Annotated in this window: 22 protein-coding genes and 1 pseudogene; 21 read left to right on the forward strand and 2 right to left on the reverse strand. The window is 66.8% G+C overall.

Annotation, left to right across the window (positions count from 1 at the left end; translation table 11 throughout):
• Nucleotides 1-8: 8 nt before the first annotated feature.
• Complete coding sequence (locus ACVWYP_RS38760) at nt 9-1244, reverse strand: autotransporter assembly complex protein TamA (protein ID WP_456684280.1); 1236 nt, start codon at nt 1242-1244, stop codon at nt 9-11.
• Nucleotides 1245-1307: 63 nt separating this feature from the next.
• On the opposite strand from ACVWYP_RS38760, the gene ACVWYP_RS38765 reads away from it, so the two are divergent.
• The 21 genes from ACVWYP_RS38765 to ACVWYP_RS38865 all read left to right on the forward strand — a co-directional run bounded on the left by ACVWYP_RS38765 (nt 1308) and on the right by ACVWYP_RS38865 (nt 25068).
• Nucleotides 1308-2069, forward strand: coding sequence for a hypothetical protein (locus tag ACVWYP_RS38765; RefSeq protein ID WP_456684281.1), 762 nt, complete (start codon nt 1308-1310; stop codon nt 2067-2069).
• A gap of 769 nt (nt 2070-2838) precedes the next feature.
• Complete coding sequence (locus tag ACVWYP_RS38770) at nt 2839-4089, forward strand: ABC transporter substrate-binding protein (protein WP_028338495.1); 1251 nt, start codon at nt 2839-2841, stop codon at nt 4087-4089.
• Nucleotides 4090-4225: 136 nt separating this feature from the next.
• A complete protein-coding gene (locus ACVWYP_RS38775; RefSeq protein WP_016847806.1) occupies nt 4226-5044 on the forward strand; it encodes a helix-turn-helix transcriptional regulator in 819 nt (272 codons plus the stop codon).
• A gap of 120 nt (nt 5045-5164) precedes the next feature.
• Complete coding sequence (locus ACVWYP_RS38780) at nt 5165-6175, forward strand: branched-chain amino acid ABC transporter permease (RefSeq protein WP_304497006.1); 1011 nt, start codon at nt 5165-5167, stop codon at nt 6173-6175.
• A 3-nt stretch (nt 6176-6178) separates the two neighbouring features.
• A complete protein-coding gene (locus tag ACVWYP_RS38785) occupies nt 6179-7264 on the forward strand; it encodes a branched-chain amino acid ABC transporter permease (protein WP_304497007.1) in 1086 nt (361 codons plus the stop codon).
• Entirely contained in the window at nt 7257-8039 is a 783-nt protein-coding gene (locus ACVWYP_RS38790; RefSeq protein WP_304497008.1) for an ABC transporter ATP-binding protein, read from the forward strand. The genes ACVWYP_RS38785 and ACVWYP_RS38790 overlap by 8 nt, the downstream gene beginning before the upstream one ends.
• Nucleotides 8032-10242 carry an ABC transporter permease gene (locus ACVWYP_RS38795; protein ID WP_304497009.1) on the forward strand — a complete coding sequence of 737 codons (2211 nt, stop codon included), beginning with the start codon at nt 8032-8034 and terminating at the stop codon, nt 10240-10242. The genes ACVWYP_RS38790 and ACVWYP_RS38795 overlap by 8 nt, the downstream gene beginning before the upstream one ends.
• Before the next feature lie 3 nt (nt 10243-10245).
• Nucleotides 10246-11079: a phosphoenolpyruvate hydrolase family protein gene (locus ACVWYP_RS38800; protein ID WP_304497010.1), complete on the forward strand. Its 834-nt coding sequence runs from the start codon at nt 10246-10248 to the stop codon at nt 11077-11079.
• Between the two features lie 25 nt (nt 11080-11104).
• Nucleotides 11105-13999 carry a flotillin family protein gene (locus ACVWYP_RS38805; RefSeq protein ID WP_304497011.1) on the forward strand — a complete coding sequence of 965 codons (2895 nt, stop codon included), beginning with the start codon at nt 11105-11107 and terminating at the stop codon, nt 13997-13999.
• 9 nt (nt 14000-14008) lie between these two features.
• Complete coding sequence (locus ACVWYP_RS38810; RefSeq protein ID WP_016847814.1) at nt 14009-14446, forward strand: SRPBCC family protein; 438 nt, start codon at nt 14009-14011, stop codon at nt 14444-14446.
• Nucleotides 14447-14661: 215 nt separating this feature from the next.
• Nucleotides 14662-15105, forward strand: a complete 444-nt coding sequence (locus ACVWYP_RS38815; RefSeq protein ID WP_050387585.1) for an SRPBCC family protein — start codon at nt 14662-14664, stop codon at nt 15103-15105.
• Between the two features lie 13 nt (nt 15106-15118).
• Entirely contained in the window at nt 15119-15937 is an 819-nt protein-coding gene (locus ACVWYP_RS38820) for an FAD binding domain-containing protein (RefSeq protein ID WP_304497012.1), read from the forward strand.
• 5 nt (nt 15938-15942) lie between these two features.
• The gene (locus tag ACVWYP_RS38825; RefSeq protein ID WP_028338485.1) at nt 15943-16422 is read left to right on the forward strand and encodes a (2Fe-2S)-binding protein; all 480 of its coding nucleotides are present in this window, start codon (nt 15943-15945) and stop codon (nt 16420-16422) included.
• Nucleotides 16423-16434: 12 nt separating this feature from the next.
• Nucleotides 16435-18030, forward strand: coding sequence for a xanthine dehydrogenase family protein molybdopterin-binding subunit (locus ACVWYP_RS38830; protein WP_304497013.1), 1596 nt, complete (start codon nt 16435-16437; stop codon nt 18028-18030).
• A 2-nt stretch (nt 18031-18032) separates the two neighbouring features.
• Nucleotides 18033-19055 (forward strand): xanthine dehydrogenase family protein molybdopterin-binding subunit, encoded by a 1023-nt coding sequence (locus tag ACVWYP_RS38835; protein ID WP_028333322.1) that lies wholly within the window; start codon nt 18033-18035, stop codon nt 19053-19055.
• 9 nt (nt 19056-19064) lie between these two features.
• Nucleotides 19065-19946 carry an AAA family ATPase gene (locus ACVWYP_RS38840; RefSeq protein ID WP_028338483.1) on the forward strand — a complete coding sequence of 294 codons (882 nt, stop codon included), beginning with the start codon at nt 19065-19067 and terminating at the stop codon, nt 19944-19946.
• Nucleotides 19943-21061 (forward strand): vWA domain-containing protein, encoded by a 1119-nt coding sequence (locus ACVWYP_RS38845; RefSeq protein ID WP_304497014.1) that lies wholly within the window; start codon nt 19943-19945, stop codon nt 21059-21061. The genes ACVWYP_RS38840 and ACVWYP_RS38845 overlap by 4 nt, the downstream gene beginning before the upstream one ends.
• Nucleotides 21058-21948, forward strand: coding sequence for an amidohydrolase family protein (locus ACVWYP_RS38850; protein WP_028338481.1), 891 nt, complete (start codon nt 21058-21060; stop codon nt 21946-21948). The genes ACVWYP_RS38845 and ACVWYP_RS38850 overlap by 4 nt, the downstream gene beginning before the upstream one ends.
• A 51-nt stretch (nt 21949-21999) precedes the next feature.
• The gene (locus ACVWYP_RS38855; RefSeq protein WP_304497015.1) at nt 22000-22848 is read left to right on the forward strand and encodes an MBL fold metallo-hydrolase; all 849 of its coding nucleotides are present in this window, start codon (nt 22000-22002) and stop codon (nt 22846-22848) included.
• A 12-nt stretch (nt 22849-22860) separates the two neighbouring features.
• Nucleotides 22861-24432, forward strand: a complete 1572-nt coding sequence (locus ACVWYP_RS38860) for an isochorismatase family protein (RefSeq protein ID WP_028338480.1) — start codon at nt 22861-22863, stop codon at nt 24430-24432.
• 9 nt (nt 24433-24441) lie between these two features.
• Nucleotides 24442-25068, forward strand: coding sequence for an FMN-dependent NADH-azoreductase (locus ACVWYP_RS38865; RefSeq protein WP_028338479.1), 627 nt, complete (start codon nt 24442-24444; stop codon nt 25066-25068).
• Between the two features lie 212 nt (nt 25069-25280).
• On the opposite strand, the pseudogene ACVWYP_RS38870 reads toward ACVWYP_RS38865, so the two are convergent.
• A pseudogene (locus ACVWYP_RS38870) lies at nt 25281-26216 on the reverse strand (sensor histidine kinase); the annotation flags it as partial.
• Nucleotides 26217-26349: the final 133 nt, after the last annotated feature.

The following is a 26349-nucleotide window of genomic DNA, read 5'->3' on the forward strand; positions in this document are numbered from 1 at the left end:
GATGCGCATCAGAAGGCCTGCCCAATGCTGACATAGATCGCGTAACGGCTGTCGCCGGGGCGAGGATTCAGCGGTGTCGCAACGTCAAGGCGGATCGGGCCGACTGGCGTGAGATAACGCAAGCCGAGTCCCGCGCCGTAGCCCACATAGTCGTCGAAGCCCGGCAGGGATGATCGGGAGGCGGTGCCAAAGTCGAAGAATGGCACGAGACCGATGGTGGGGGTGATCCTGACCCGCACCTCGGCGGAGCCCTCGATCAGGCCGCGACCACCGGTGATTTGACCGAACATCATCGGCGAAATGGTGTTGAAGCCGTAACCGCGCACGGATCCGCCGCCGCCGGCGAAGAATCGATGTGCATCCGGAATCTGGTCGAGCGGCGCGCCCGCGAGCGAGCCTGCGGCCAACCGACCCGCCAGAACGTAGTCGGCCTGCTCGTCGAGCGCATAATAGGCCGAGCCCGCAACCCGCGCTTCGAACAGATCGATCGTGGAGCCCATCAGCTTCGGATAGGCATTGACGGTCGCCGAGAGGCGCACACCGCGCGTGGGGTCGAGCGGATTGTCTGTCGTGTCGTAGCGGCCGGTCGCCGTGAAGCCGATCAATGTCGCATCGACCCGCCCCAGCACGTCCTGCGATTTCGATTGCTCGACCTGGAGACCGGCCTGCAGCGAAGCCGCCTCCGAAAAGCGATGGATCACGCCGAACGTGCCGCGCACCGTGTCGTCAGTGTAACCGCCAAGGTCGTTGTTGCCGACACGCTCGCGGAACGCAGTGGCCTCGATCAGAAGATCGTTGGCCGTACCGAACAAGCCTGGCTTGATGAAGGTGCCGGTAAACCGTGCGCCGAAATCCGAGCCGCTCAGATTATTGAAGCCGGTGAAGGACGTGCCGTCGATCCGTTGCAGGAGCGAGGCGGACGCTTCGAGCCTCAGGCGCTCGCCGCCGCCGAATATGTTCCGATCCTCGTAGTAGCCAGCAATGCCGGGACCATCGACGGTGGAATATTTTGCCGAGAGGCCCACCGCGTGCCTGGGCCTTTCCGTCAAATCGATGAAGACCGGCAGGTTGCCATTGGCATCGAGCTTGTCGGCTTCGCGGACGCGAATACCCCCGATGGCCGGGATCTTTGCGATCGAGGTTTTCGCCAAGGCAAGCCGCTCTGGCGAGTACGGCTCGCCTTCCCTCAGGTAGACGTGCGTGGCCACCACTCGCGGATCGACATCTCCGCCCGAGATCGTCACGGCGCCGATGCCGGCCTTGGGGCCCGCTTCGATCCGCAACCGAAAGTCCATCGCGGCGGCGGCATGATCGACGGTGGCCTTGACGTCGGCGACCTTCGCGAGCGGATGTCCGTTGCTGCGGAACCAGTCGACGAGTTTCACCTGCGCGGCGCGCAGGTCGGCAGAGATCGCGGGATCGCCGGACTTCAGTGCAAACGCGCGGCGCGGCAATCCCTGCGGCGCTTGGTCGCGCGGATAGTCTACATCAACGGCGCGCAGCTTGAACAACGGACCAAGTCGCGCGATCACCTTGACGGGCACAACGGTCCGATTGCGAAAGCTGTCGGCCCGACGCGCCGCCGCGGCAAGCCCAGTCTCGTCGAGGGAGATTGGAACTCCATCTATCGTCACATCGATCTGGGCGTTGTAGCGGCCAAGCCCCCAAAGGGCATCGAGCAGCGGATTGATATCCGCCTGCAGCCGGCGCGCGAGACCTTCCCCGTCCGGCGGCGGTTCCTGTCGAAGGCGATAGGTGCCGGCGGCATCGCGCAATGCCTGTTCGGCATCGCTATCGTTCTTGCCCTCCGGCGTCTTGGCTTCGATCTCAAACCGATACGACAGCGTCGTGGCGCTGACGGGCAGCGGATCATCGGAACCGAACAGACCAAAGAAATCGAGCGCGTGAGCCTGCTCGCACAGCGAGCAACCGACGACAGCGACGCACGCCGAACGCAGAACGCGTCGCGCTGCAGCGATGAAATACCTTCGCCTTGCCCGCCCCGGCAAGGACGGCAGGCATCGTCGCACCACGATTTGCTTGATTGTTCCGCTCCGCCTGCCTGTTGACACGACCCGAGTCCGTGCACCTCGGGTTCCGGCGATCCCCTGTCTCCGCATTCAACAGGCACCACACGCGAAGTTGATAGACTCATGATGGACAATGTTTGGCAAAGGCAAGGGAACCTCGATGTTCGTCGCAGTTATCCAATCTCCGATGCGCGCCACCATCGGTTCCGGCAACCACATCTTGCGAACATTCATGTCGCGAGAATGCGAAGGTATGACCCAGCGGATGTATGACCCGCAAATCGAGCCACACATTCAGTGTCGTCCCGGGCTTTGACCCGGGACCCATAACCACAAATGACAGCAGTTGCGCGACGCTGGGGCCGCAGCACCCTTCAACAACACAACCCTGTGGTTATGGGTCCCTGCTTTCGCAGGGACGACGGGTGGAGGGGACGCGCGGACCAACTCCATCACCGTGATCCTGAGGTGCGAGCGGAGCGAGCCTCGGGATGACAGTGCCAAGGGCGGCGCGTACTGAACGAGAACAAATCACATCATCCCTGCTCCCGTGCGCAATCGCGCACTAGGCAGGGACGACATCAACTTATCAATCGCCTCACTCTCTTCCCCGGTTGCAGCTCCGCGGCATTGCGCCGCGAGCCGCGCTGCGGCGCAACAATCAAAATGAGACTGCCCGTTAAGCCACCCCGCGCTGACGACATCCGCGCCGCGCCCGCCTTCGGCTAGCTTTGCCGGCAACAACCGGACGCCCATCAGCCTTCGCACGCCAAGTGGACGCCGGCGACAACACAGAGGGAGGAGCGCGATGTTGAAAGGCAGTTTGGGACTGATTGCGTTGAGCAGCCTGTTGCTTTCGGGCACGGCGTTCGCTCAGGAGAAGATCAAGGTCGGCGTCACCGCGACGCTCGAGGGCACCTACACGGTGCTCGGCGAGGACGGCATGCGCGGTCACCAGACGGCGCTCAACGTGCTCGGCAAGAAGATCGGCGACAAGGAGCTCGAATTCGTCGTCGCCTCGACCGACGCGACGCCCGACTCCGCGGTGCGCGCGGTGCGCAAGCTGATCGAGCAGGACAAGGTGCAGATCCTGCTGTCGCCGCTGTCCGGCGACGAAGGCATCGCGGTCAAGAACTTCGCCAAGACCCATCCGGAGCTGACCTTCGTCAACGCCGCCTCCGGCGCGCAGGAGACGACCTATGTCGATCCGGCGCCGAACTTCTTCCGCTACAACATGGACGGCGCGCAGTGGCAGGTCGGCCTCGGCAAATACGCCTACGAGACCAAGGGCTATCGCAAGATCGCGACCGTCGGCGAGGACTACTCCTTCATCTACACCCAGGTGTTTGGCCTGGTGCTCGAGTTCTGCGGCGCCGGCGGCCAGGTCACCAACCGGCAATGGGTGCCGCTCGGCACCAAGGACTTTGCCTCGGTGATCGCCGCGCTGCCTGACGATGTCGACGCGATCTATCTCGGCCTCGGAGGCGCCGATGCCGTCAACTTCCTCAACCAGTATCAGCAGGCCGGCGGCAAGGCGCATCTGATGGGCGGCTCGATCATGATCGACCAGACCATCCTGTCGTCGAAGGGTAACGCCAAGAACGCGTTGATCGGCACCATCGCCGCGAGCGGTCAGGCCGATACCTGGGAGGATCCGGGCTGGCAGAAATTCGTGAAGGCCTATCAGGATGCCTTCCCGCCGGCCAAACGCTTCCCGAGCCCGTCGCTGCTCGCGACCAACTATTACGGCTCGACCATGGCGCTGATTCTGGCGCTGCGCCAGGTCAATGGCGATCTCTCCAACAACCAGGCCAAGCTCAAGGACGCGCTGGCGAAGATCGAGATCGACGCGCCGAACGGCAAGATCAAGCTCGATTCCAACCGCCAGGCAATCGGCACCAATTTCGTCACCGAGGTGGTCGATGATGGCAAGGGTGCGCTGTTCAGCAAGGTCGTCAAGGTGATCCCGAACGTCAACCAGACGCTGGGCTACGATCCGGCGGTGTTCGCCAAGATCGGCCTGCCGAGCCGCACAGTCCCGGAGTGCAAGAAGTACTGACGTATTTGCTGCAGTGCAGGCACGGCGGCCGTGACGAGGCGTGCGGTTGCATGATGTGCCCTGCTCGCCCTTGCTTTCCGCGGGCGGATGTTGAACGCTTGTCGAAAAGACAAGAACATCCCGCGGGAGGGGAGGCATGAGCAGGGCGCTTGCCGTCTTCCACGGCCGGTTCGGTCGCGCGACGGTCTATCAGTTGAACCGTCCCTTCAACGTGCATGCGCACCGCGAAGGGCATCTGATCTTTCATGTCGGCGGAACGCCGGCGCAGATCGACGTCTCGGAGCAACGGCTGTTGCTCAAGGACGATACCGTGGTCGCGGTCAACCCGTGGGAACCGCACAATTTTCTGCCGACCGACATGGACCACGGCGCGATCTTCTTCGTGCTCTATGTCAACGCCGAATGGTTCGCGCCACAGCCCGCGACGGCACAGGGCCTGCGGTTCGGCCGCACCTTCTTTCCGCGCACCGAAGCGCTCGACCGGCTGATCCGCCGCACCGCAGCACTGGTATGCGGCGCGCCGTCGCTGCGCAGCCTCGATTGCGAACTCCGGCAGCTGATCGACTCCTGCTACGAGGAGAGCTGGCAGGCGGCGCAGGACGCGCGCGCGGCGGCCGCGGTGACCGATTTTCGGGTCCGCAAATCGATCAAGCTGATGTCGGAAAGCCCCGGCGCCGAGATCGAGCTCGATGCGATCGCGCGTGAGGCCGGGCTGTCGCGGCCGCATTTCTACCGGCTGTTCCGCACCCAGACCGGCGTCACCCCTCACCTCTACATGAACACGCTGATCATGGAGCAGGCGCTGGATGCGCTGGTGGCGACCGAGACGCCGATCGCCGATATCGGCTTCGACCTCGGCTTCTCCTCGCAGAGCGGCTTCACCCGCTTCTTCGCCGCCAATGTCGGCATGGCGCCGACCGACTATCGCCGCGCCGCCAAGGTGTTGCGGCCGTGAAGGAGTTCCGGAGCACACGATAAAAGATACTGTCGATCAAATCCGACGCTCTCGCCCTCGGTAGGATATTGGACACGCGGCCCGGCAGACGGTCGCGACCACTGAGGGAACGCGACGGAGATGGCCAGGTTCATCGAACGCCATCCGGCCTGGGCGCTGATCGTGATCATCGCGGTCGCGGTGCTCGCGTGGCTGGTGTTCGCGATCTGGCCGCCGGGGCTGGAGGCCGCGATCGGCCGCAAGCGCGTGTTCCTCAACGCGGTGCTGAACGGCATCACGCTCGGCGGGCTGTATTTCCTGGTGGCGAGCGGCTTCACGCTGATCTTCGGCCTGATGCGCAACGTCAACCTCGCGCACGGCTCGCTCTATCTGTTCGGCGGCTATGTCGGCTACGCGATCAGCAGCTGGACCGGGTCGTGGCTCCTCAGTTTCATCATCGCCTTCATCGCGGTGGCACTGGTCGGCGTGATCCTGCAACTCGTGGTGTTCCGACGCATGGAGGGGCAGGACCTCAGGCAGACCATGGTAACGATCGGGCTCTCGATCGTGTTCGCCGATCTGATGCTCTGGGTGTTCGGCGGCGACTTCTACCAGGTCCAGACCCCGAGCTGGCTGATCGGCCCGATCCAACTGCCGCTGCTGACCGCGATCAAATCATCGGGCGAGCCGGTCTATCTGCAATACCCGCTGGTGCGGCTGGTGATCTTCGCGGCCTCCGTCGTGATCGGGATCGCGATGTGGCTGGCGCTCAACCGCACGCGGATCGGCATGATCGTGCGCGCCGGCGTCGACGACCGCGACATTCTGGCCGCGACCGGGGTGCGGATCCAGCTGGTGTTCGTGCTGGTGTTCGCGCTCGGCGCGGGCCTTGCCGGCATTGCCGGCGTGGTCGGCGGCACTTTCCAGTCGCTGTCGCCGGGCGAGGATACGCGGTTCCTGCTCGCCTCGCTCGTCGTCGTGATCGTCGGCGGCATGGGCTCGATCCCGGGAGCGGCGCTCGGCGCCGTTATCATCGGCCTCGCCGAGCAGCTCGGCTCGGTCTACATCCCGACCTACGCCATCGTCGTCACCTTCCTGATCATGGTGCTGGTGCTGGCGCTGCGGCCGCAGGGCCTGCTCGCGAGGCGATGACCGATGTCGCTGCTCCAGAGCACCCAGTTCCGCCCCGATCCATCCGCCAACGCGACCCGCCGCGCGTTGGTCCGTGCCTGGCCGGAATTCCAGAATCCTGCGGCCTGGCTGGTCGCGCTGATCCTCGTGATCATGCCGCTGATCGCCAACGGCTTCTTCCTGATCGAGATCTTCGCCACCACGCTGATCCTCGGCATCATCGCGCTCAGCCTGATGTTCCTCGCCGGCTATGGCGGCATGGTCAGCCTGATGCAGCTCACCATCGCGGGCTTCGCCGGCTACATGGTCGCGGTGTTCGGCATGAGCGGCAACGCCAATATCAGCCTCGGCTGGCCGTGGTGGCTGGCAACCCCGATGGCGTTGGCGCTGGCGACGCTGTTCGGCACGCTCGGCGGCGCGCTCGCGGTGCGCACCGAGGGCATCTACACCATCATGATCACGCTCGCGATCGGCGCCGCGTTCTACTACTTCACCAACCAGAATTGGGCGATCTTCAACGGCCACACCGGCATCAACACCGTCGCGACGCCGCATTTTTGGGGCGTCGACTGGCGCGCCGATACCGCCTTCTATTATGTCACGCTCGGCGTCGCCGCGATCTGCTACTTCGCCGTGCAGTATGTCTCGCGCGCGCCGTTCGGCCTCGCGCTGCAGGGCGTCCGCGATAATTCCCGCCGCATGGCGGCGCTCGGCTTCAACCCCAATGCGCACCGCATCGCGGCTTACGCCTTCGCCGCCTTCATCGCCGCGCTCGGCGGCGTGCTGCAGGTCTGGAACTACCGGCAGATCTCGCCCGGCTCGGTCAGCGTCGGCGCCTGCATCGACGTGCTGATCATCGCCGTGGTCGGCGGCATCACGCGGCCGATCGGACCCTTCATCGGCGCGCTGATCTTCGTGCTGCTGCGGACCTTCGCGCTCGACGTGCTGATCAAGTTCGGCCTCGACGGCAACCGCTTCCGGCTGCTGATCGGGCTCGGCTTCCTCGCCATCGTGTTCTGGTCGTCCGACGGCGTGATCGGCCTCTGGGAACGCTGGCGGCGGCGCAACACATCCTCGACGCAACGTTCAGGCGGAGGACGCCATGGATAGCGTCGCGCAGCGGCTGTCCGTGGTCGGCGCCGGCGCGGCGCTGGAGCTGCGCGGCGTGACAAGGCTGTTCGGCGCGCTGGCGGCGCTGACCGACGTCACCATCACGGTGCGGCCCGGCGAACGCCGCGCGGTGCTCGGCTCGAACGGCGCCGGCAAGACGACGCTGTTCAACTGCATCACCGGCGACTTTCCGCCCTCCTCCGGCACGATCCGCTTCTTCGGCGAGGACATCACCCAATTCCCGCCCTATGAGCGGATCCGCCGGGGCTTACGCCGTACCTACCAGATCTCGGCACTGTTCCCCGGCCTGACGGTGCAAGACAACGTCTACCTCGCCTGCCGCGGCGTCTCGCGCAGCCGGTTCTCGTTCCTGCGCCCGGGGCAGAACGATGCGCTGATGCACGCGACCGAAACGCTGGTCCAGGCCGTGCACCTCGCGAACGTGAAGGACCAGCGCGTCGCCGAACTCGCGCATGGCCAGCAGCGGCAGCTCGAGATCGCGCTGGCGCTCGCCGGCGCGCCGCGCTTCATCCTGTTCGACGAGCCGGCAGCGGGGCTGTCGCCGACCGAGCGGCGCGAGCTGATCGAGATCCTGACCTCGCTGCCGGCGCATATCGGCTACATCATCATCGAGCACGACATGGACGTCGCGCTGCGCGTCGTCGAGAGCGTGACGATGATGCACAACGGCCGCATCTTCAAGGAAGGCCTGCCGCGCGAGATCGAATCCGATCCCGAGGTGCAGGAGCTCTATCTTGGAGGCGGCCATGAATGACCGCCGCGCTGTGCCCGCACTCGAGGTGAAGGGCCTCGACGTCTATTATGGCCATTCGCATGCGCTGCAGGGCGTCGATCTCACGCTCGAGTCCGGCGTGTTCTCGGTGGTCGGCCGCAACGGCATGGGCAAGACCACGCTGTGCAAGGCGATCATGGGCCTGGTGCGCGCCAGCGGCGGCTCGATCCGGATCCGCGGCGAGGAGGTCACGCGGCTCAATCCGGCGCGGATCGCCCGGCTCGGCGTCGGCTATGTTCCGCAGGGCCGCCGCCTGTGGCGATCGCTGACCGTCGACGAGCACCTGGCGCTTGCCGGCGGCCTGCGGCGCGGCGCCTGGACCATCGAGCGAATCTACGACACCTTCCCGCGCCTCGCCGAGCGCAAGAACAATGGCGGCAACCAGCTGTCCGGCGGCGAGCAGCAGATGCTCGCGATCGCGCGCGCGCTGCTGACCAATCCGCATCTCTTGATCATGGACGAGCCGACCGAAGGCCTCGCGCCCGTGATCGTCGCCCAGGTCGAGGACATGCTGCTGCGCCTCGGCGACGAGGGCGATATCTCCGTCCTGGTCATCGAGCAGAACATCGGCGTCGCGACGGCGGTGTCGCGCAACGTCGCCATCATGGTCAATGGCCGCATCAACCGCATCATCGATTCCGCGCGCCTTGCAACCGACCGCGAGCTGCAGCAGCGGTTGCTGGGTGTCGGCACCCATGGCGCTGACGAGACCGACGTCGAGGTCGCGCCGGCGAAGGCCGAAATCGCCGGTACGCTGCAGCCGGCACGCAAGGGCCCGACCCGCATCTACGTCTCCAATCCCGTGCTGCCGACGCGCTGGTCGCAGCCGGTGCCGATTGCGCGCATCGAGGCCGCCGCGCGGACGCAATCCGCCGGAGTCACGCGGCTCGAGGAGGCAACGCGCCAGCGGCGCGAACTGGCGACCTCCCGAACATCCGGGCCACCGGTCGTCCTCATCGTCGGCACGCTCGACACCAAGGGTGCCGAGCTGCGCTTCATCCGCGATATCATCGCCGGCAGCGGCCTGCGCACCCGACTGGTCGACGTCTCGACCAGCGGCAAGGCGGCGAGCTGCGATGTCACTGCGCAGGAGATCGCACTCAACCACGGCCGCGGCGGCTCCGGCGTGTTCGGCGCCGATCGCGGCGCCTCGGTGACGGCGATGGCGGACGCCTTCGAGCGATGGCTGCGCCGCCAGGGCAGTATCGCCGGGATCATCTCCGCGGGGGGCTCCGGCGGCGCGTCGCTGGTTGCGCCGGGCATGCGCGCGCTGCCGGTCGGCGTGCCGAAGCTGATCATCTCCTCGGTCGCGTCCGGCGACGTCGGTCCCTATGTCGGTCCCGCCGACATCACCGTGATGTATTCGGTGACCGACGTGCAGGGCCTCAACTCGATTTCGCGCACGGTGCTCGGTAACGGCGCCCATGCCCTGGTCGGCATGGTCAAGGCGCGGCTCGATGAGCAGGCCGGCAAGCAGCGCGATGCTAGCGCGAGCCTTCCGGCGATCGGCATCACCATGTTCGGCGTCACCACGCCGGCCGTGCAGAAGATCGCAGCCGACCTGCGCGAGGATTTCGAGTGCCTCGTCTTCCACGCCACCGGCGTCGGCGGCCGCTCGATGGAGAAGCTCGTCGAGTCCGGCCAACTCGCCGGCGTGATCGACCTCACCACGACCGAGGTCTGCGACCTCCTGATGGGCGGCGTGTTCCCGGCGACCGAGGATCGCTTCGGCGCCATCATCCGCACCCGCGTGCCCTATGTCGGCTCGGTCGGCGCGCTCGACATGGTGAACTTCGGCGCACCCGACACGATCCCGGAGCGCTATCGGCAGCGCAAATTCCACATCCACAATCCGCAGGTCACCTTGATGCGGACCACGCCGGAAGAGAACGAGCGCATGGGCCGCTGGATTGGCGAACGGCTCAACCAGATGGACGGGCCGGTGCGCTTCTTCCTGGCCGAAGGCGGCGTCTCCGCGCTCGATGCACCCGGCCAGCCGTTCTGGGACCCGGAGGCCGATGCGGCGTTGTTCCGCGCGCTGGAGCGCACCGTGCGCCAGACCGGCAACCGGCAGATCATCCGCATCAAGCGCAACATCAACGATCCCGAGTTCACCGCCGCCATCGTCAACGCGTTCCGCCCGTTGCTCGGACGCGCCGGTGGCCGGCGGAGAGTGGCGAGGTGACCCATGGCCAGGTTTGAACGCACGGCGCTGTTGAAGAAGTTTCACGCCATGATCGCACGCGGCGAGCCGATCGTCGGCGGCGGCGCCGGCACGGGACTGTCGGCAAAATGCGAGGAGGCCGGCGGCGTCGACCTGATCGTGATCTACAATTCCGGCCGCTACCGCATGGCCGGCCGCGGCTCGCTCGCCGGCCTGATGCCCTATGGCGACGCCAATGCGATCGTCGTCGAGATGGCCGGCGAGGTGCTGCCGGTCGTGACCAAGACGCCGGTGCTCGCCGGCGTCAACGGCACCGATCCGTTCCGCGACATGGATGTGTTCCTCGACCAGCTCAAGGCGCTCGGCTTTGCCGGCGTGCAGAACTTTCCGACCGTCGGCCTGATCGACGGCACCTTCCGCGCCAATCTCGAAGAGACCGGAATGTCCTATGCGCTCGAGATCGACATGATCGCGAAGGCGCATGAGAAGAACATGCTGACGACGCCCTATGTGTTCAGCGAGCAGGAGGCCGCCGCGATGGCGATCGCCGGCGCCGACATCATCGTCTGCCATATGGGCCTGACCACCGGCGGCACGATCGGCGCGCAGACCGCGCCAAAGCTCGCCGACTGCCCTGCCCGCATCGAAGCCTGGGCCGAGGCCGCGCTCAGCGTCAATTCGAACATCGTCGTGCTCGCGCATGGCGGTCCGATCGCGGACCCCGCCGATGCCGATTTCATCATGAAGCAGACCCGCAACTGCCACGGCTTCTACGGCGCCTCCTCGATGGAACGCCTGCCGGTCGAGCGGGCGCTGACGGATCAGGTTCGCAAATTCAAGGCGATCGGCGCCCGCTAACGCGCCGTGACCAAGGGAGGTAGAGATGTCAGGGATGCTGGTCGGTGAATTGATCCTCTGGCTCATCGTCGCTATCGTCGCGATCGTCATCATCGTCTATGTCGTGAACTGGCTGTATCACCGTTCGTCGAAGGAGGTCTCCTTCGTCCGCACCGGCTTCCTCGGCGAACGGGTGGTGATCAATGGCGGCGCGTTCGTGCTGCCGTTCATCCACGACTACACGCCGGTGAACATGAACGTGCTGCCGATGGGGATCGTGCGCTCCAGGCAGGACGCGGTGATCACCCGCGACCGGATGCGCGTCGACATCGAGGCGGATTTCTACGTCCGGGTTCAGCCGACCCGCGAGGCGGTCTCGATCGCCGCCGCCACGCTCGGCCGCCGCACCATGGAGCCGCAGCAGCTGCACACCCTGCTCTCCGGCAAGTTCATCTCCGCGATCCGCTCGGTCGCCTCCGAGATGACGATGGAGCAGATGCACGAGCAGCGCGGCGACTATGTCGCGCGCGTCAAGGCCAATGCCGCCGAGGCGCTGGCGCAGAACGGCCTCGAGCTGGAGTCGGTCGCGATCACCGATCTCGACCAAACCGACCTCGAATATTTCAATCCGTCGAACCGCTTCGACGCCGAAGGTTTGACCCGGCTGATGGAGGACATCGAGGCCAAGCGCAAGCTGCGCAACGACATCGAGCAGGACTCGATGATCAGGATCCGCTCCCGCAATCTCGAGGCCGAGCGGCAGGCGCTGGAGATCGAGCGCGAGAGCGAGACCGCCCGTCTCGAGCAGGAACGCGACATCGAGATGCGCCGCGCCCTGCAGCGCACCGAGGTCGCCCGTGAGCGCGCCTTGCGCGAGACCGAGTCGGAGCAGGCCCAGATTGCGGCGCGCGAAGCCATCGAGAAAGCGCGGATCGCCAACGAGCAGGCGATCACCGAAGCCCGGATCGCCTCGGAACGCGAGACCCGCCACAAGGAGATCGAGCGGACCCGCGCGGTCGAGGAGAAGGAACTGCTGGCCCGCGAGGAGATCGAGAAGGTCCGGATCGCCAACCAGCGTTCGGTCGACACCACCCGCATCGCCTCCGAGCGCGAGGTGCGCCAGCGTGAGATCGAGCGGATGCGCACCGTGGAGGAAGCCGAAATCGCGGCGCGCGAGTCGATCGAAAAGGCCCGCATCCAGCAGGACCGCGTCGTCACCGACGCCCGCATCGCCAACGAGGAGGAGACCCGCCGGCGCGAAATCGAGCGCACCCGTGCCGTCGAGGAAGCCGAGATCGCGGCCCGCGAGGCCACCGAGAAGGCGCGCATCGCCCAGACCATGACTGTTAATGTCGAGCGCATCTCGTCCGACGAGCGCACCCGGGCGCTGGAAATCCACCAGGTCCGCACCATCCAGGAGGCCGAGATCGAGGCGCAGAAGGCGGTCGAGGCCGCCCGCATCGCGCGCGAGAAGACGCTGGCCGCCGAACGTATCGCCGCCGACAACACCACGCGTAAGCTCGAGATCGAGCGCAACCAGGCGGTCGAGATCGCCGGAATCAGCGCGCGTGAAGCCACCGAGGCGTCGCGGATCGCCCAGGAAGAGCACGTCCGGGCACTTGAGATCGCGCGCACCCGTGCGATCGAGGAAGCCGATATCGCCTCCCGCGAGGCGATCGAGGCGGCGCGCATCTCGCAGGAGAAGTCGGTCGCCGCGCAGCGCATCCGCGCCGAGCGCGAGACCCGCGCGCTTGAGATCGAGCGCACCGGGGCGATCGAGGCCGCCGAGCTGAAGCGCCGCGACGCGGTCGAGCGGCAGCGCATCGATGTCGAGCTGACGCTGGAGAGCGAGCGGATCGCCTCCTCCAGAACCCGCGAGGTGCTCAACATCGACCAGAAGAAGGCGATCGAGCTCGCCGACGAGGAGCGCGTGATCGCGCTCGCCGCCAAGCGCTCCGAGCGGATCGATGCCGACCGGCAGGTCCGGCAGGCGGAGATTGTGGCGCGCAAGGACATCGACACCACCGACGTCTCGCGCGAGCAGGCGCTGGAGGCGGCCCGGATCGAGCGGCGCCGTGCGATCGAGCAGCTCGAGGTCGCCCGCAACCAGTCGCTGCAGGAGGCCGAGATTGTCGCCCGCGAGGAGGTCGAGCGCGCACGGATTGCGTCGGACCGTGGCCTCGACGAGGCTCGCATCGGCCGCGAGCGAGAGCTGCGCAAGCTCGAGGTCAACCGCGAGAAGGACGTCGAGACCGCGCTGATGGAAAAGGCCATCGCACTGCATCAGAAATCGCTGGAAGAATCCGCGGCGCGCGCCGCCGCCGAGGACGCGCGGGTCCGCGCGACCGAAGCCGCCGAGCGCGTCGTCACCGCGCGCGAAAGCGAGATCGCGAAGCGGCGCAAGACGGTCGAGGTGCTGCTCGCCGAGAAGCAAGCCGAGGAGACACGGATCGCCGCGGAAGCCGAACGCGTCCGCGCCGCGGTCGAGGCCGAGGCCCAGCGTCTGCTCAACGAGGCCGAGAACGTGCTCACCGACCAGGCGCGCTACTCGCTGTTCCGCCGCAAGCTGCTCGACCGCATCGAGGGCATCGTGCGCGAGAGCGTCAAGCCGATGGAGAAGATCGAAGGCATCCGCATCCTCCAGGTCGACGGCCTCAACGGCAATGGCCATGGCAACGGCACCGGCCGCAGCGCCACCGACGAGGTGATCGACTCGGCGCTGCGCTACCGCGTGCAGGCGCCGCTGATCGACTCGATCCTGTCGGATATCGGCGTCGAGGGCGGCAGCCTCGCCAAGATGCCCGGCCTGATCCGCGAAGCTCGAGACATGCAAGGCATCAAGGACTCCGCGCGCAAGAGCGGTGGCGATGCCAAGCCGGCAGCGCCCGAGGGCGGCGGCGAGCCGGCGCGCCCCGAGCGCACGCCGCGCAAGAAGGACTGAGCTGAAGCCATGGCACGGGTTTACGTCTCCACCGTCGTCAACGCCCGCAACGACCGGGTCTGGGCCCGCGTCCGCGATTTCAACGGGCTGCCGAACTGGCATCCCGCGATCGCGGAAAGCCGGATCGAGGGCGGCGAGCCCTCCGACAAGATCGGCTGCGTCAGGGATTTCCGGCTGCGCAACGGCGATCGCATCCGCGAGAAGCTGCTCGGGCTGTCCGATTACGACATGTTCTGCACCTATTCGATCCTGGAATCGCCGATGGGCGTCGAGAACTACGTCGCGACGCTGCGGCTCACGCCGGTCACCGACGGCGACCAGACCTTTCTGGAATGGACCGCCGAATTCGACTGCGCGCCGGAACGCGAGGCGGAGCTCGTCAACAATATCGGCGGCGGCGTGTTCCAGGGTGGCTTCGACGCGCTGAAGCGGGCGTTCGGGGGATAGCGAATGCATAGATCAGATATCTCCGAGCAGACGGTCCACCTCTCCCCTTGCGGGAGAGGTCGGATCGCATCGCAAGATGCGATCCGGGTGAGGGGTCGCGGACCCTCGTGGGACCTGCGCCCCCTCACCCGGCGCTACGCGCCGACCTCTCCCCGCCGGGGAGAGGTGAGGCACGCGGCTCGAGACATCAAAACCGCGGATATTGGATTTTGACTGTGCCGCATATCGTCAAGAGCACGATCCTGGATGCACCGACCGATGCAGTGTGGGCCGTGCTGCGCGATTTCAACGGTCATGACCGATGGCATCCTGCGGTCGCAACCAGCGGCATCGAGCGCGCGCAGCCGTCCGACAAGATCGGCTGCGTCAGGCGCTTCAAGCTCAAGGACGGCGCCGAGTTGCGCGAGCAATTGCTGGCGCTGTCGGATCTTGAGCAATCGTTCAGCTACTGCCTGCTCGATACGCCGATCCCGATGTTCAACTACGTGGCGCATGTCCGCCTGCTACCGGTCACCGACGGCGACCGCACCTTCTGGCACTGGGAGTCGCGCTTCACGACGCGGACCGAAGACAGCGAGCGCATCACGCAGATGGTTTCGGAAGACATCTACCAGGCCGGCTTCGACGCCATCCGTCGGCATCTGAAGGAGGCCGCGTAAGCGGAGGGACATCATGCCCATTACGGTGAAGACCTTCACCAGCACCCACGACGCCGCGGCGGCGCTGTCCTCGGATCGCAGCGCCCGCTATCTCGGCGGCGGCACGCTGGTGATGCGGGCGCTGAACGAGGGCGACGTCTCGATCTCGACCATCGTGCGCGCCAGCGACCATGCGATGACACGGATCGATGCCGCGGGATCGCGCATCACGCTGGGTGCCGGCGTCACCTTCGCGCGCATCCTGGCCGAACGCGACCTCGGCTTCCTGCACGCCCCGGCGCGGTCGATCGGCGGACCGGCGGTGCGCAACATGGGCACCGTCGGCGGCAATCTGTTCGCGCCGGTGCCATATGGCGACTTCACGGTCGCGATGCTCGCGCTTGATGCCACAGTGTCCGTCCAGGGCGGCCTCGGCGGGCGCGATATCCCGATCGAAGAGTTCCTGCAATCGCGCGACCGGCAGGCCGGATCGCTGGTGCTGGCGATCTCCTTTGCCAGGCCTGGCAGCACTGAGGCCTTCCGCTACCGCAAGATCGCACGGATCAAGCCCAAGGGCGGCGCGGTCGTCACGCTCGCGGCGCACCTGCCGGTCAACGGCAGCCGTATCGTCGGCGCGCGCGTCGCGCTGGGCTCGATGGCGCCGACGCCGATCCGCGCCCGCGCCGCCGAACGCGCGCTGGAAGGCCGCGCGCTCGACGCCTCCACCGTCAGCGCGGCCGCCGCGGCAGCGGTCGAGGGAACGTCGCCCGGCGACAATGCGCTCGCCAGCGCCTGGTATCGCCGCGAGATCGTCGGCGTGCATCTCCGCCGCCTGTTGTCCGGTCAGGAATAATCATCATGGCCAAGACTGCCCTTCAATTCCAGCATAACGGCCGTGACGTCGCGATCTTCGTCGACGGCGGCACCAACCTTCTGGTCGCGCTGCGCGAGCTGATCGGCGACATGACGCCGAAGTTCGGCTGCGGCCAGGGCGGCTGCGGCACCTGCAGCGTGTTGATCGACGGCGAATTGCACCTCTCCTGCCTGACGCTCGCCGAAACGGTCGCCGGCCGCTCGGTCGAGACGCTCGACGGCATCAAGGACGGCCCCAATCTGCACCCGCTTCAGCGCGCCTTTGCCGACAATTTCGCCGCGCAGTGCGGTTACTGCACGCCGGGTATGCTGATGGCCGCGAAAGCACTGCTCGACCGCAATCCGCAGCCGAGCCGCGCCGAGGTCGTCGAGGCGATCTCGGGCAATATCTGCCGCTGCACCGGCTATGAGCCGATCGTCAACGCCGTGCTGGCTGCCGCATCCGGCGGCCGGGCCCGCGCGTAAGGGAACTGTGCCATGCTGGAACTGCGCAAGGACATCTTCGCCGACGAGCGCGACGACAATCTGAAGGAGATCGGCAAAGGCACGCAACGCCAGGACATGCTCGGCCATGTCACCGGCACCTCGCCCTATTTCGACGATCACAAGCTGCAGGGCATGCTGCATTTGAAGGTGGTCCGCAGCGCCCATCCGCATGCCCGGCTGCGCCGCATCGACACGTCCGAGGCTGAACGGTCGCAGGGGGTCCGGCGCGTGATCCGCGCCTCCGATGTGCCGCGCAATCTGAACACGCTGCTCAGCCTGATCAATTTCGGCAAGGACGACGAGCCGTCGCTCGCGGTCGACAAGGTGCGGTACAAGGGCGAGCCGATCGTTGCGATCGTCGCCGACAGCCCGCGCGAGGCCTATGAAGCCATCGCCAAGGTGAAGATCGATTATGAACCGCTGCCGGCGGTGTTCGATGTCGAGGACGCGCTGAAGCCCGGTGCGCCCGTGGTCAACGAGGTCTATCCCAAGAACGCCTTCACCTATCACGAGACCTATGACCACCAGCAGCTGCGCTTCGGCGACGCCGACCGCGCGCTGGCGACGGCTGATCATGTGCTGGAGCAACGCTACCAGATGTCGCCTATCGAGCACGCGCCGACCGAGACCAACGGCTCGATCGCGGCGCCCGACACCAACGGCCGCTACATCGTCTACACTTCGACGCAGGCGCTGTTCTTCTCGGTCGATACCTGCGCGAAGATCCTCGACGTGCCCTCGAACACCTTCCACTTCATCGGCGGCACGGTCGGCGGCGGCTTCGGCGGCAAGGTCGATACCCTGACCGAGCCGCTCTGCATCCTCGGCGCGATGCTGACCGGTCGCCCGGTGCGCTATCTGTTCGGGCGCGAGGAGGAGATGCAGTACGGCCCGCCGCGCGGCGCCGAGCGCATCTACATCAAGGACGGCGTGATGCGCGACGGCCGCATCGTCGCCCGCAAGGTGCGCGCCTATTTCGACAGCGGCGCCTATACGCGGCTGTCGAGCTATGCGGCGGTGAAATGCGCCGCCCATCTGCCCGGCCCCTACACGATCCCGAACGTTCATGGCGACGTCTATTGCGTCTTCACCAACCGGACGCCCGCGACCGCGATGCGCGGCTTCGGCGTCACCGCGATGGATTTCGCGATCGAATGCCAGATGGACAAGCTCGCCCATCTGGTCGGCATGGACCCGATGGAGTTCCGGATCCTCAATGCGTATCGCGACGGCGACATGAAGGCGCACCGCCGCGAAGCCAAGAACACCGCGCTGATCGAATGCGTGCAGGTCGCCGCGGAGAAAGCCAAATGGCCGCTCCGCGAGGACTTCAAGCGGATGTCGTCGCGCAAGGATGGCGGCGGCGCGCGCGCCGCGGTGACGCCAACCCCGCGCGAGACGCATACGCCGCCGGCCGCACCGTCCCAGCAACGCACGACGTATGACCGCCCCCCGGCCGCGACCCGCGAGCCGCCGCCGCCACCGCCGCCCTCGTCGCCGCCGCCGTCGTCTCCGCCGCCACGGCCGGCCGCGCCGTCGCATGGCGCCACCCGCTTCTCCTCCGTCTTCGGCACCAGGAGGCGCTGACCATGACCCGGCACCGTGGACGCGGCATCGCGTCGGTCAATTATCCCATCGGCATGAATCTCGGCGGCGATCCGAGCCAGGCGCTGGTGCATTCCAACCCCAGCGGCAAGTTCACCGTGGCGCTGTCGTCGATCGATCTCGGCCAGGGCATGAAGTCGGTGACGCGCCAGATCTGCGCCGAGACGCTCGGCGTGCCGGTCGAGGACGTCTATGTCGATACTGCCGACTCCGACACCGGCCCGCACTGCATGGGCTCGTTCGCCTCGCGCGGCACCCATCGAGTCGGCAACGCCGTGATGGCGGCGGCACGCGAGGCGCGCGGTGTGATGATGGAGGCGGCGGCCGAAGAGCTCGAGGTGAATGCCGCCGATCTCGAGACCGACGGCCGCGGCAATATCCATGTCAAGGGCGCGCCGCATCGCTCGATCTCCACCAAGGACGTCGCGATTGCCGCGCAGTTCAAGCAGGGCAAGACGATCTCCGGCCGCGGCATCTTCCTGGTGCCGCTGTCGGACGTCGATCCCGAGACCGGCGAGATGTCGCCGGCGACATGCTACGCGCATGCCTGCCTCGTCGCCGAGGTCGAGGTCGACGATGAGACCGGCGAGGTCGACATGGTCCGGATGGACTCCGCCTATGAGCTCGGCCGCGCGCTCAATCCGCGGCTGGTCGAGCAGCAGCTGGTCGGCGGCGCCTGGATGGGCGTCAGCCACGCGCTCTACGAGACGCCGGAGCCCTATTATCCGGAGCCAGTGCACGGTCCGCGCGACTTCGTCGAATATCTGATGCCGGGTCCGGGCGACATCTGCCCGCACGACATCGCAGTGCTGGAGCGCCCGGCGCCCGACGGCCCGTTCGGCGCCAAGGGACCGGGCGAGATGTGCGCCAATCCCGTGCTGCCTGCGGTCGCCAACGCGATCTTCAACGCGGTCGGGGTGCGGATCGACGATCTGCCGATCACGCCGGAGAAGGTGCTGCGCGCGATCAAGGCGCAGGGCGGCGCGCGGCCGCAGCCGCGGCGCTGAGGTCTCGCCATGCCGGTCCGCAGCAACATCGTCGGCATCGACAGCCCCGAGGCGCTGGAGAAGGCACTGCGCGCGGCCTACTACCTCGCCGACGACGGCATCGCGACGGCCTCCTATCTCTCGCTGGCGCTCGGCAAGCCGCTGCTGCTCGAGGGCGCGCCGGGTGTCGGCAAGACCGAGGCCGCGAAAGCGATCGCCGCCGTGCTCGGCCGCAGGCTGATCCGCCTGCAATGCTATGAGGGCATCGACGCCGCCGCTGCCCTCTACGAATGGAACTATCCGCGCCAGATGCTGGCGATCCGGCAGGCCGGCGAGGAGAGCATCGACATCTATGGCGACGCGTTCCTGATCGAACGACCGATGCTGGCCGCGCTGCGCGCGCCTGATGCGACGGTGCTGCTGATCGACGAAATCGACCGCGCCGATCAGGAGTTCGAGGCCTTCCTGCTCGAATTCCTCTCCGACTTCCAGATCTCGATCCCCGAGCGCGGCACGGTGCGCGCTGCCGAACATCCCGTCGTGGTGCTGACCTCGAACCGGACGCGCGATCTGCACGAGGCGCTGCGGCGGCGCTGCGTCTATCACTGGATCGATTATCCGAATGCCGAGCGCGAGGCGCGCATCGTGATGATGCGGGCGTCCAGCGTGGCCGAGGCCACCGCCCGCGCGGTGGTCGCCGCCGTCGGCCGGTTGCGCCGCGAGCCGCTGAGCAAGGCCCCGGGGATCGCCGAGGCGGTCGACTGGGCGGAGGCCGCGACCTTGCTCAACAAGGGCGGCGCGCGCTGGCCAGATGCGTTCAAGCGTTCGATCGGCGTCGCGCTGAAGGACGAGGAGGATCTGCATTTCATCTCACCGCGGCTCGATGCGATCATTGCGGAGGCGGCCGCGTGAGCGATGACCTCAAGCTGCCGCGCGCGGCACAGACGTTCGTGTCCTTTGTGGCACTGCTGCGCGCCAACGGCTTCGCGGTCGCGCCGGAGCAGACGACGAGCTTCCTCGCGGCAATCGAGCTGCTCGGGCCGCGCAGCCTGGAGCACATCCGCCAGGCGGGGCTCGCGACACTGGCGCCGCCGCCGCAGCGCCGCGCGACGTATGACCGGCTGTTCGACATCCACTTCCGCGGCGCCGAGGCGATCGAGCAGGCCGAGGGCGAGGACGAGGAGACCGTCCGCCTGCAGGAGGACGGCCGCGGCGAGGACGAGCCGCCGCTCGCCGACGAGGCCAATAAGTCCGGCCTCGCCGCAGCGCGCGCCGAGGCATTGGTCGAGCGCCGCTTTGCACAGGCCGCGACCAGCGATCCGCTGCGAAAACTGTCGCGTGAGGCGGCAAAGCGGCTGCCGCGAAGGCGCGGCCACCGGCGCCGTCGCGCACGGAGCGGCCCGTTCGCCGATCTGCGCCGCACGCTGCGCGACAGCGTGCGCAATGACGGCGAGGTGCTGCGGCTCGGGCGGATGCGTCGCCGTCAGCGCCCACGCAAGATCCTGTTCCTGATCGACGTCTCCGGCTCAATGAAGGCGCGCACCGAGGAGAACATGAAGCTCGCGCATGTGCTGGTGCAGGCGGCCGGCAATGTCGAGGTCTTCACCTTCGGCACAAGACTGACCCGCGTTACGCCGGCGCTGCGGCTGAAGCGGCGCGAGCAGGCGCTGAACGAGGCCTCCTTCCTGGTCAGCGACTGGGACGGCGGCACAAGGATCGGCGATGCGCTGCAGGCCTTCCTCGCCGTGCCCCGGTTCGGCGGATATGCCCGCGGCGCCGCGGTCGTGATCGTCTCCGACGGCCTGGAACGCGGCGATCCGGCTGCGCTGCGCGATGCCGTGGCAAAACTGTCGCGGCGGGCCTGGCGCGTCAGCTGGCTGACGCCGCTCGCAACCTCGCCCGGCTTCACGCCGCAAACCGAGGCGCTGATCGCGATCCAGCGCTTTGTCGACGATCTCGTGGACGGCGGATCCAGCGCGGCTGTTGTCGCGCATCTGCTGTCGCTTGGAACAAGGAGAGCCGCGTGACTGGCATTGTCGACGGACATCATCACATCTGGCGGCAGGCCGATCTCGCCTGGCTGTCCGGCCCGATGCAGCCGCGCATCTTCGGCCCCTACGAGCCGATCCGCCGCGACTATCCGATCGAGGAATATCTCGACGACCTCAAGGGCAGCGGCGTCACCCGCTCGGTCTATGTCCAGACCAACTGGCCGAGCGGCCAGTTCGAGGACGAGGCGGCCTGGGTGCAGCAGACCGCGGACCGGCACGGCTGGCCGCACGCCCTCGTCGCCTATGCCGATTTTTCCGTCGCCGACGTCCGGCCGCAGCTCGATCGGTTGAAGCGCTACCCGCTGGTGCGCGGCGTGCGGATGCAGCTGCACTGGCACGAAAATCCGCTCTATCGCTTCGCCGCCCGTGCCGATCTCTGCACCGATCCCGTGATCCTGCGCAATGTCGGCCACCTCGCCGACTATGGCTGGAGTTTTGACCTGCAGGTGTTCGCGCCGCAGATGGCCGATGCGGCCGGCCTTGCGGAGGCCTGCCCTGACGTGACGTTCATCCTCCAGCATGCCGGCATGCTGGAGGATCTGTCGCCGCAGGGTCGCGCCGCCTGGCGCACCGGGATGACGCGGCTCGCGCGATGCCCGAACGTGGTGTCGAAGCTGTCCGGGCTCGGCACCTTCATCCACCGCAACGATGCCGCGCATATCGCCGGCGTGATGACCGACACCGTCGCGATCTTCGGCGCGGAGCGCTGCCTGTTCGGCTCGAACTTTCCGATCGAGAAGCTGTGGACCAGCTATCGCGATCTCGTCGCCGCTTTCAAGACGGCAGCCGAACGGCTCAGCCCCGCACAGCGCGATGCGGTCTTCAGCACGACGGCGGCGCGGGTCTATCGGCTGGGGCCGTAGCCGCAGCGCGGGCACGAACATAACAACGAACACGAATTGGGAGGGAGACAGATGCCGTTGGAGATCAAGATTCTGGACTACGGCGATATCGAGCTGGAATCGAGCTTCCTCGTGCTCGGGCACAATTGCGGCCGCACCCGCCGCGTGCTGACGCTCGGCTTCCTGATCCTCGGCGGCCCCTACCCCGTGCTGGTCGACACCGGCTATCGCTCCAACCAGATCATGGAGACGCTCGGCATGCGCGGGCTCCAGTTCCACGAGAACATGATCGAGAACCAGCTCGCCCGCCACGGCGTGCGGATGGGCGACGTCCGCTTCGTCTGCCACACCCATCTGCACATCGACCATGCCGGCAAGGACGATCTGTTCCCGATGAACACCACCGTCGTGCTGAACCGCAAGGAGCTGGAATACTCCGTCTCCGGCCTGATGCACCCGCAGTATCCGGCGCCGGACATCAAGCATCTGATCGACCGCCTGCACACCAAGAGCGCGCTGCGCTTTCTCGACCTCGAAATCACCGGCCCGGTCGAGCTGATGCCGGGCGTCTATTGCGATGCCGCCAACGCCCACACCGAAGGCTCGATGAACATCCACGTTCACACCGCCGACGGCATCGCCACGATCTGCGGCGACGTGATCTATGATTTCAACGACCAGATCGTGAATCCCTTCAATGAAGTCCACGACGCCGAGCCGCGCACCACCGGCAATCACGGCACCAGCAAACGCGCCGAGAAGGCCGCGATCAAGAAGCTGCTCTCGAGCTCACGCTATCTGCTTCCTGTGCATGATCGCCCGGCCAAGATCGAAGGCGGCATGGTGGTCGGCCGCCTGCATGACCAGGTACCCGGGCCTGTCGTGCAGAGCCTGCCGCAGCGCAACTGGTTCCCGGCGTAGAGGATCGAGGCGATGACGCATGTCACGCTGCGCAGCGAGTTCGAAGGCCTGATCGATCCCTACGCGCCGGTCGGCCAGGTCGGGACCGGCTTCGATTTCACGGAGGGACCGATCTGGCATCCGCTCGATCACTTCCTGCTGTTCTCCGACATGCCGGGCGATGTGCGAAGGCGCTGGGACGCGCGGCGCGGCGTCGTCGAGGTCAAGCGGCCGTCGAACAAATGCAACGGCATGACCTATGACGCGGACCTCAATCTGATCGTCTGCGAGCACGCAACCTCCTCACTGATTCGCGAGCGGCCCGACGGGCGGCGCGAGGTGCTGGCCTCGCATTACGAGAACCAGGAGCTCAACAGTCCGAACGACGTCTGCGTGCACTCGTCGGGCGCGATCTATTTCTCCGATCCCTGGTACGGCCGGATGCCGGTCTATGGCGTCGAACGGCCACGCCAGCTCGGCTTCCAGGGCGTCTATCGCGTGCCGCCCGGCAGCGGCGCGCCGAAACTGCTGGTCGACCGCTATTTGTTCGAGCAACCGAACGGGCTGTGCTTCTCGCCCGACGAGCGCATCCTCTATGTCAACGACACCGTGCAGGCGCTGATCCGCGCCTTCGACGTCAACGCCGACGGCGCGCTTACCAATCCGCGCGTGTTCGCCTCCGGCATCCGCTCCGAGCTCGAGCCCGGCCTGCCCGACGGCATGAAGTGCGACCAGCGCGGCAATGTCTGGGTCACCGCGCCCGGCGGCGTTTGGGTCTATTCGCCCGGCGGCGACCTGCTCGGCAAGGTGCGCCTGCCGGAGCTCGTCGCCAACCTCGCCTGGGGCGGCGCCGACTTACGCACGCTCTATCTGACCGCGACCCATTCGGTCTATGCGATCCAGACCAAGGTCGGCCCACGCCACGAGCCCTATATGAGCGGCAAGCGCGGCGGCGCGGGTGCCACATCGTCCACGCCTGCGCCGAACCTGACCGCCGGCGAGATGCAGCTCGATCCGCAACGCTGCGCGATGATCATTCAGGACATGCAGAACGACGTCATCATGGACGGCGGCGCGTTCGCCGAGTCCGGCGCGCCCGCGCACGCCCGCCAGCAGCATGTCGTCGAGAATGTCCGCCGCGTGGCGGAGGCTGCGCGAGCGCGCGGCGTCGCCATCATCCATGTCTGGTTTGTCGTCGAGCCGGGCGCGCCCGGCGTCAGCTTGAACGCGCCGCTGTTCGAGGGGCTGGTCGACAGCAAGGCGATGGTGCGCGGCAGCTGGGGCGCGGCACCGGTCTCGGGACTCGAGCCGCGCGCGGGCGACTTCGTGGTCGAGAAGATGCGGATGAGCGCCTGGGAAGGCACGCGGCTCGAGACCATCCTGAAGGCGACCGGCCGCGACATGATCATCAACACCGGGGCCTGGACCAACATGTCGGTCGAGCACACCGCGCGCACCGGCGCCGACAAGGGCTATTTCATGATCGTGCCGGAGGATTGCTGCTCGACCATGAACGCCGACTGGCACAACGCCGCGATCAACTTCGCGCTCCAGAACGTCTCCGTCGTGACCAACGCCGACACCGTGATCGAGGCGCTCGGCTAGGGAGGCGCGGTGCCGAAGCTGCTGCATCTTAACTGCTCACCGCGCCCCGATTCGGAATCGGCGGCCGGCGCGCGCGCCTTTCTCGATCGCTTCCATCAGGCGCGGCCGGGCTGGGAGATCGACGCGATGAACCTCTGGCGCGAGCCGCTGCCGGAATTCGAGGGTTACCTGCTCGAGGCCAAATACGCCCGCATCGGCGGCCAGAGCTTCACCGATTCGCAGCACGACGCCTTCGCAATCGCCGAGCGCCTCGCGCTGCGGCTGTCGCTGGCCGATCGCGTGTTGATCTCGACGCCGATGTGGAATTTCGGCATTCCCTACAAGCTCAAGCAGTGGCTCGACGTCATCATCCAGCCCGGGCTCGCCTTCCGCTTCGATCCGGCGCAGGGCTATCTGCCGCTGCTCAAGGACCGCCCGACAATCGTGATCCTCGCAAGCGGCAGCGACTTCGTCACGGGCATGAACCGCGGCCGCATCGACATGGCAACGCCCTATCTGCGCGAGGCGCTGCGCTTCATCGGCATCAGCGACGTGCGCTTCGTGCCGATCGGACCGACCACCGGGCCCACCGAGCCGATCCGCGCCGCCCGCGAGGCGGCGCACCGCCGGCTTGCCGAGATGGCAGCGAGGTTTTGACGCATTCGCTTTTCCGTCGTCGTCCCTGCGAAGGCAGGGACCCATAACCACAGGGCTGTATTGTAGGAGTGAGCTGTGGCCCCAGCGCCGCAAGGCAATTCGCATTGGTGGTTATGGGTCCCGGGTCGCGCTTCGCTTGCCCGGGACGACACCAAGTTTGTTGCCCGGCCGGCGGACATACATCCGCATTCTCGCGACGGCGCCAACCCACCCTACGTTTCCGCCGCGGGAAAGACCAGCCGGCACAACAACCCCGGCGCATTGTCGTGCAACTCGATCCGCGCGCCGTGCAGGCTCGCGACCGCCGCGACCAGGCTGAGGCCGAGGCCATTGCCGGGCGTGTAGCGGCTCTGCTCGAGCCGGTAGAAGCGCTTGAAGACGCGGTCGTGCTGGTCGGCGGGAATGCCGGGGCCGTCATCGGCGATCGAAATCACCGCACCGGTCTCGTCGTTGTCGCAGGTCACCGTCACCCGTCCACCCGGGCGGCCATGCTTGATGGCGTTGTCGACGAGATTGGCGATGGCGTCGAACAGCAGGTCCCGGTCGCCGGTGACCAGCACCGCCTGATCGCCGGCAAGATCGAGGCGCGTGGTCACCTGTTCGGCGGCGGCGTCGTAGAGTTCGACCACCTCGCCGGCGATCTCGACGAGATTGACGGTGCGGAACGCACCCTTGCGGGCTCGCGTCTCGATCTCCGAAATCCGCGTGATCGACGCGAACATCCCGAGCACCGCGTCGAGATCGGCGATGGTGTCGCCGATCAGCGCGGCATCGCCCTCCCCGCTCCGCGGGGCGTGGTAGGCTTTCTCGAGCCGGCCGCGCATCCGGGTCAGCGGCGTGCGCAGATCGTGGGCGATATTTTCGCTGACCTGCTTGACGTCCCCCATCAGGGTCTGGATCCGGTCCAGCATCAGATTGAGATTCTCGGCGACGCGATCCCATTCGTCATGGCTGCCGCGGAGCGGGATGCGCTGGTCGAGGCCGGAGAGCATGATAGCGCGACTGGTCGCGTTGATCGACTCGATCCGGCCGACCGTTCGCCGCGTGACGCCGATGCTGGCAGCAGCCGCAAGCCCGATGATCAGCACGACGACGGCAATGCCGGCGGCCCTGATCTGGGCCATGAAGCCGTCGAGATCGCTGATGTCGTGGCCGACCAGCAGCCGATCGCCGTTTGACAGGGTTTCCGTCACACCTCGCAGCAGGGAGGTTCCCGGGGAGAGCTGTGGCAGGGAGGCACGAAATTCAGCCCATCCCTTCTCGGCGGCGCCCGCCGGCCAC

Source organism: Bradyrhizobium sp. USDA 3262 (assembly GCF_054060035.1).

Excerpts from the sequence above, each read along its gene's own strand:
- ACVWYP_RS38835 (WP_028333322.1), top strand. The coding sequence starts at position 18,033 with ATGACCCGGCACCGTGGACGCGGCATCGCGTCGGTCAATTATCCCATC.
- ACVWYP_RS38825 (WP_028338485.1), top strand. The coding sequence starts at position 15,943 with ATGGCCAAGACTGCCCTTCAATTCCAGCATAACGGCCGTGACGTCGCG.
- ACVWYP_RS38795 (WP_304497009.1), top strand. The coding sequence starts at position 8,032 with ATGAATGACCGCCGCGCTGTGCCCGCACTCGAGGTGAAGGGCCTCGAC.
- ACVWYP_RS38830 (WP_304497013.1), top strand. The coding sequence starts at position 16,435 with ATGCTGGAACTGCGCAAGGACATCTTCGCCGACGAGCGCGACGACAAT.
- ACVWYP_RS38810 (WP_016847814.1), top strand. The coding sequence starts at position 14,009 with ATGGCACGGGTTTACGTCTCCACCGTCGTCAACGCCCGCAACGACCGG.
- ACVWYP_RS38770 (WP_028338495.1), top strand. The coding sequence starts at position 2,839 with ATGTTGAAAGGCAGTTTGGGACTGATTGCGTTGAGCAGCCTGTTGCTT.
- ACVWYP_RS38775 (WP_016847806.1), top strand. The coding sequence starts at position 4,226 with ATGAGCAGGGCGCTTGCCGTCTTCCACGGCCGGTTCGGTCGCGCGACG.
- ACVWYP_RS38805 (WP_304497011.1), top strand. The coding sequence starts at position 11,105 with ATGTCAGGGATGCTGGTCGGTGAATTGATCCTCTGGCTCATCGTCGCT.
- ACVWYP_RS38780 (WP_304497006.1), top strand. The coding sequence starts at position 5,165 with ATGGCCAGGTTCATCGAACGCCATCCGGCCTGGGCGCTGATCGTGATC.
- ACVWYP_RS38820 (WP_304497012.1), top strand. The coding sequence starts at position 15,119 with ATGCCCATTACGGTGAAGACCTTCACCAGCACCCACGACGCCGCGGCG.
- ACVWYP_RS38790 (WP_304497008.1), top strand. The coding sequence starts at position 7,257 with ATGGATAGCGTCGCGCAGCGGCTGTCCGTGGTCGGCGCCGGCGCGGCG.
- ACVWYP_RS38800 (WP_304497010.1), top strand. The coding sequence starts at position 10,246 with ATGGCCAGGTTTGAACGCACGGCGCTGTTGAAGAAGTTTCACGCCATG.
- ACVWYP_RS38855 (WP_304497015.1), top strand. The coding sequence starts at position 22,000 with ATGCCGTTGGAGATCAAGATTCTGGACTACGGCGATATCGAGCTGGAA.
- ACVWYP_RS38860 (WP_028338480.1), top strand. The coding sequence starts at position 22,861 with ATGACGCATGTCACGCTGCGCAGCGAGTTCGAAGGCCTGATCGATCCC.
- ACVWYP_RS38840 (WP_028338483.1), top strand. The coding sequence starts at position 19,065 with ATGCCGGTCCGCAGCAACATCGTCGGCATCGACAGCCCCGAGGCGCTG.
- ACVWYP_RS38785 (WP_304497007.1), top strand. The coding sequence starts at position 6,179 with ATGTCGCTGCTCCAGAGCACCCAGTTCCGCCCCGATCCATCCGCCAAC.
- ACVWYP_RS38765 (WP_456684281.1), top strand. The coding sequence starts at position 1,308 with ATGATCGACGGTGGCCTTGACGTCGGCGACCTTCGCGAGCGGATGTCC.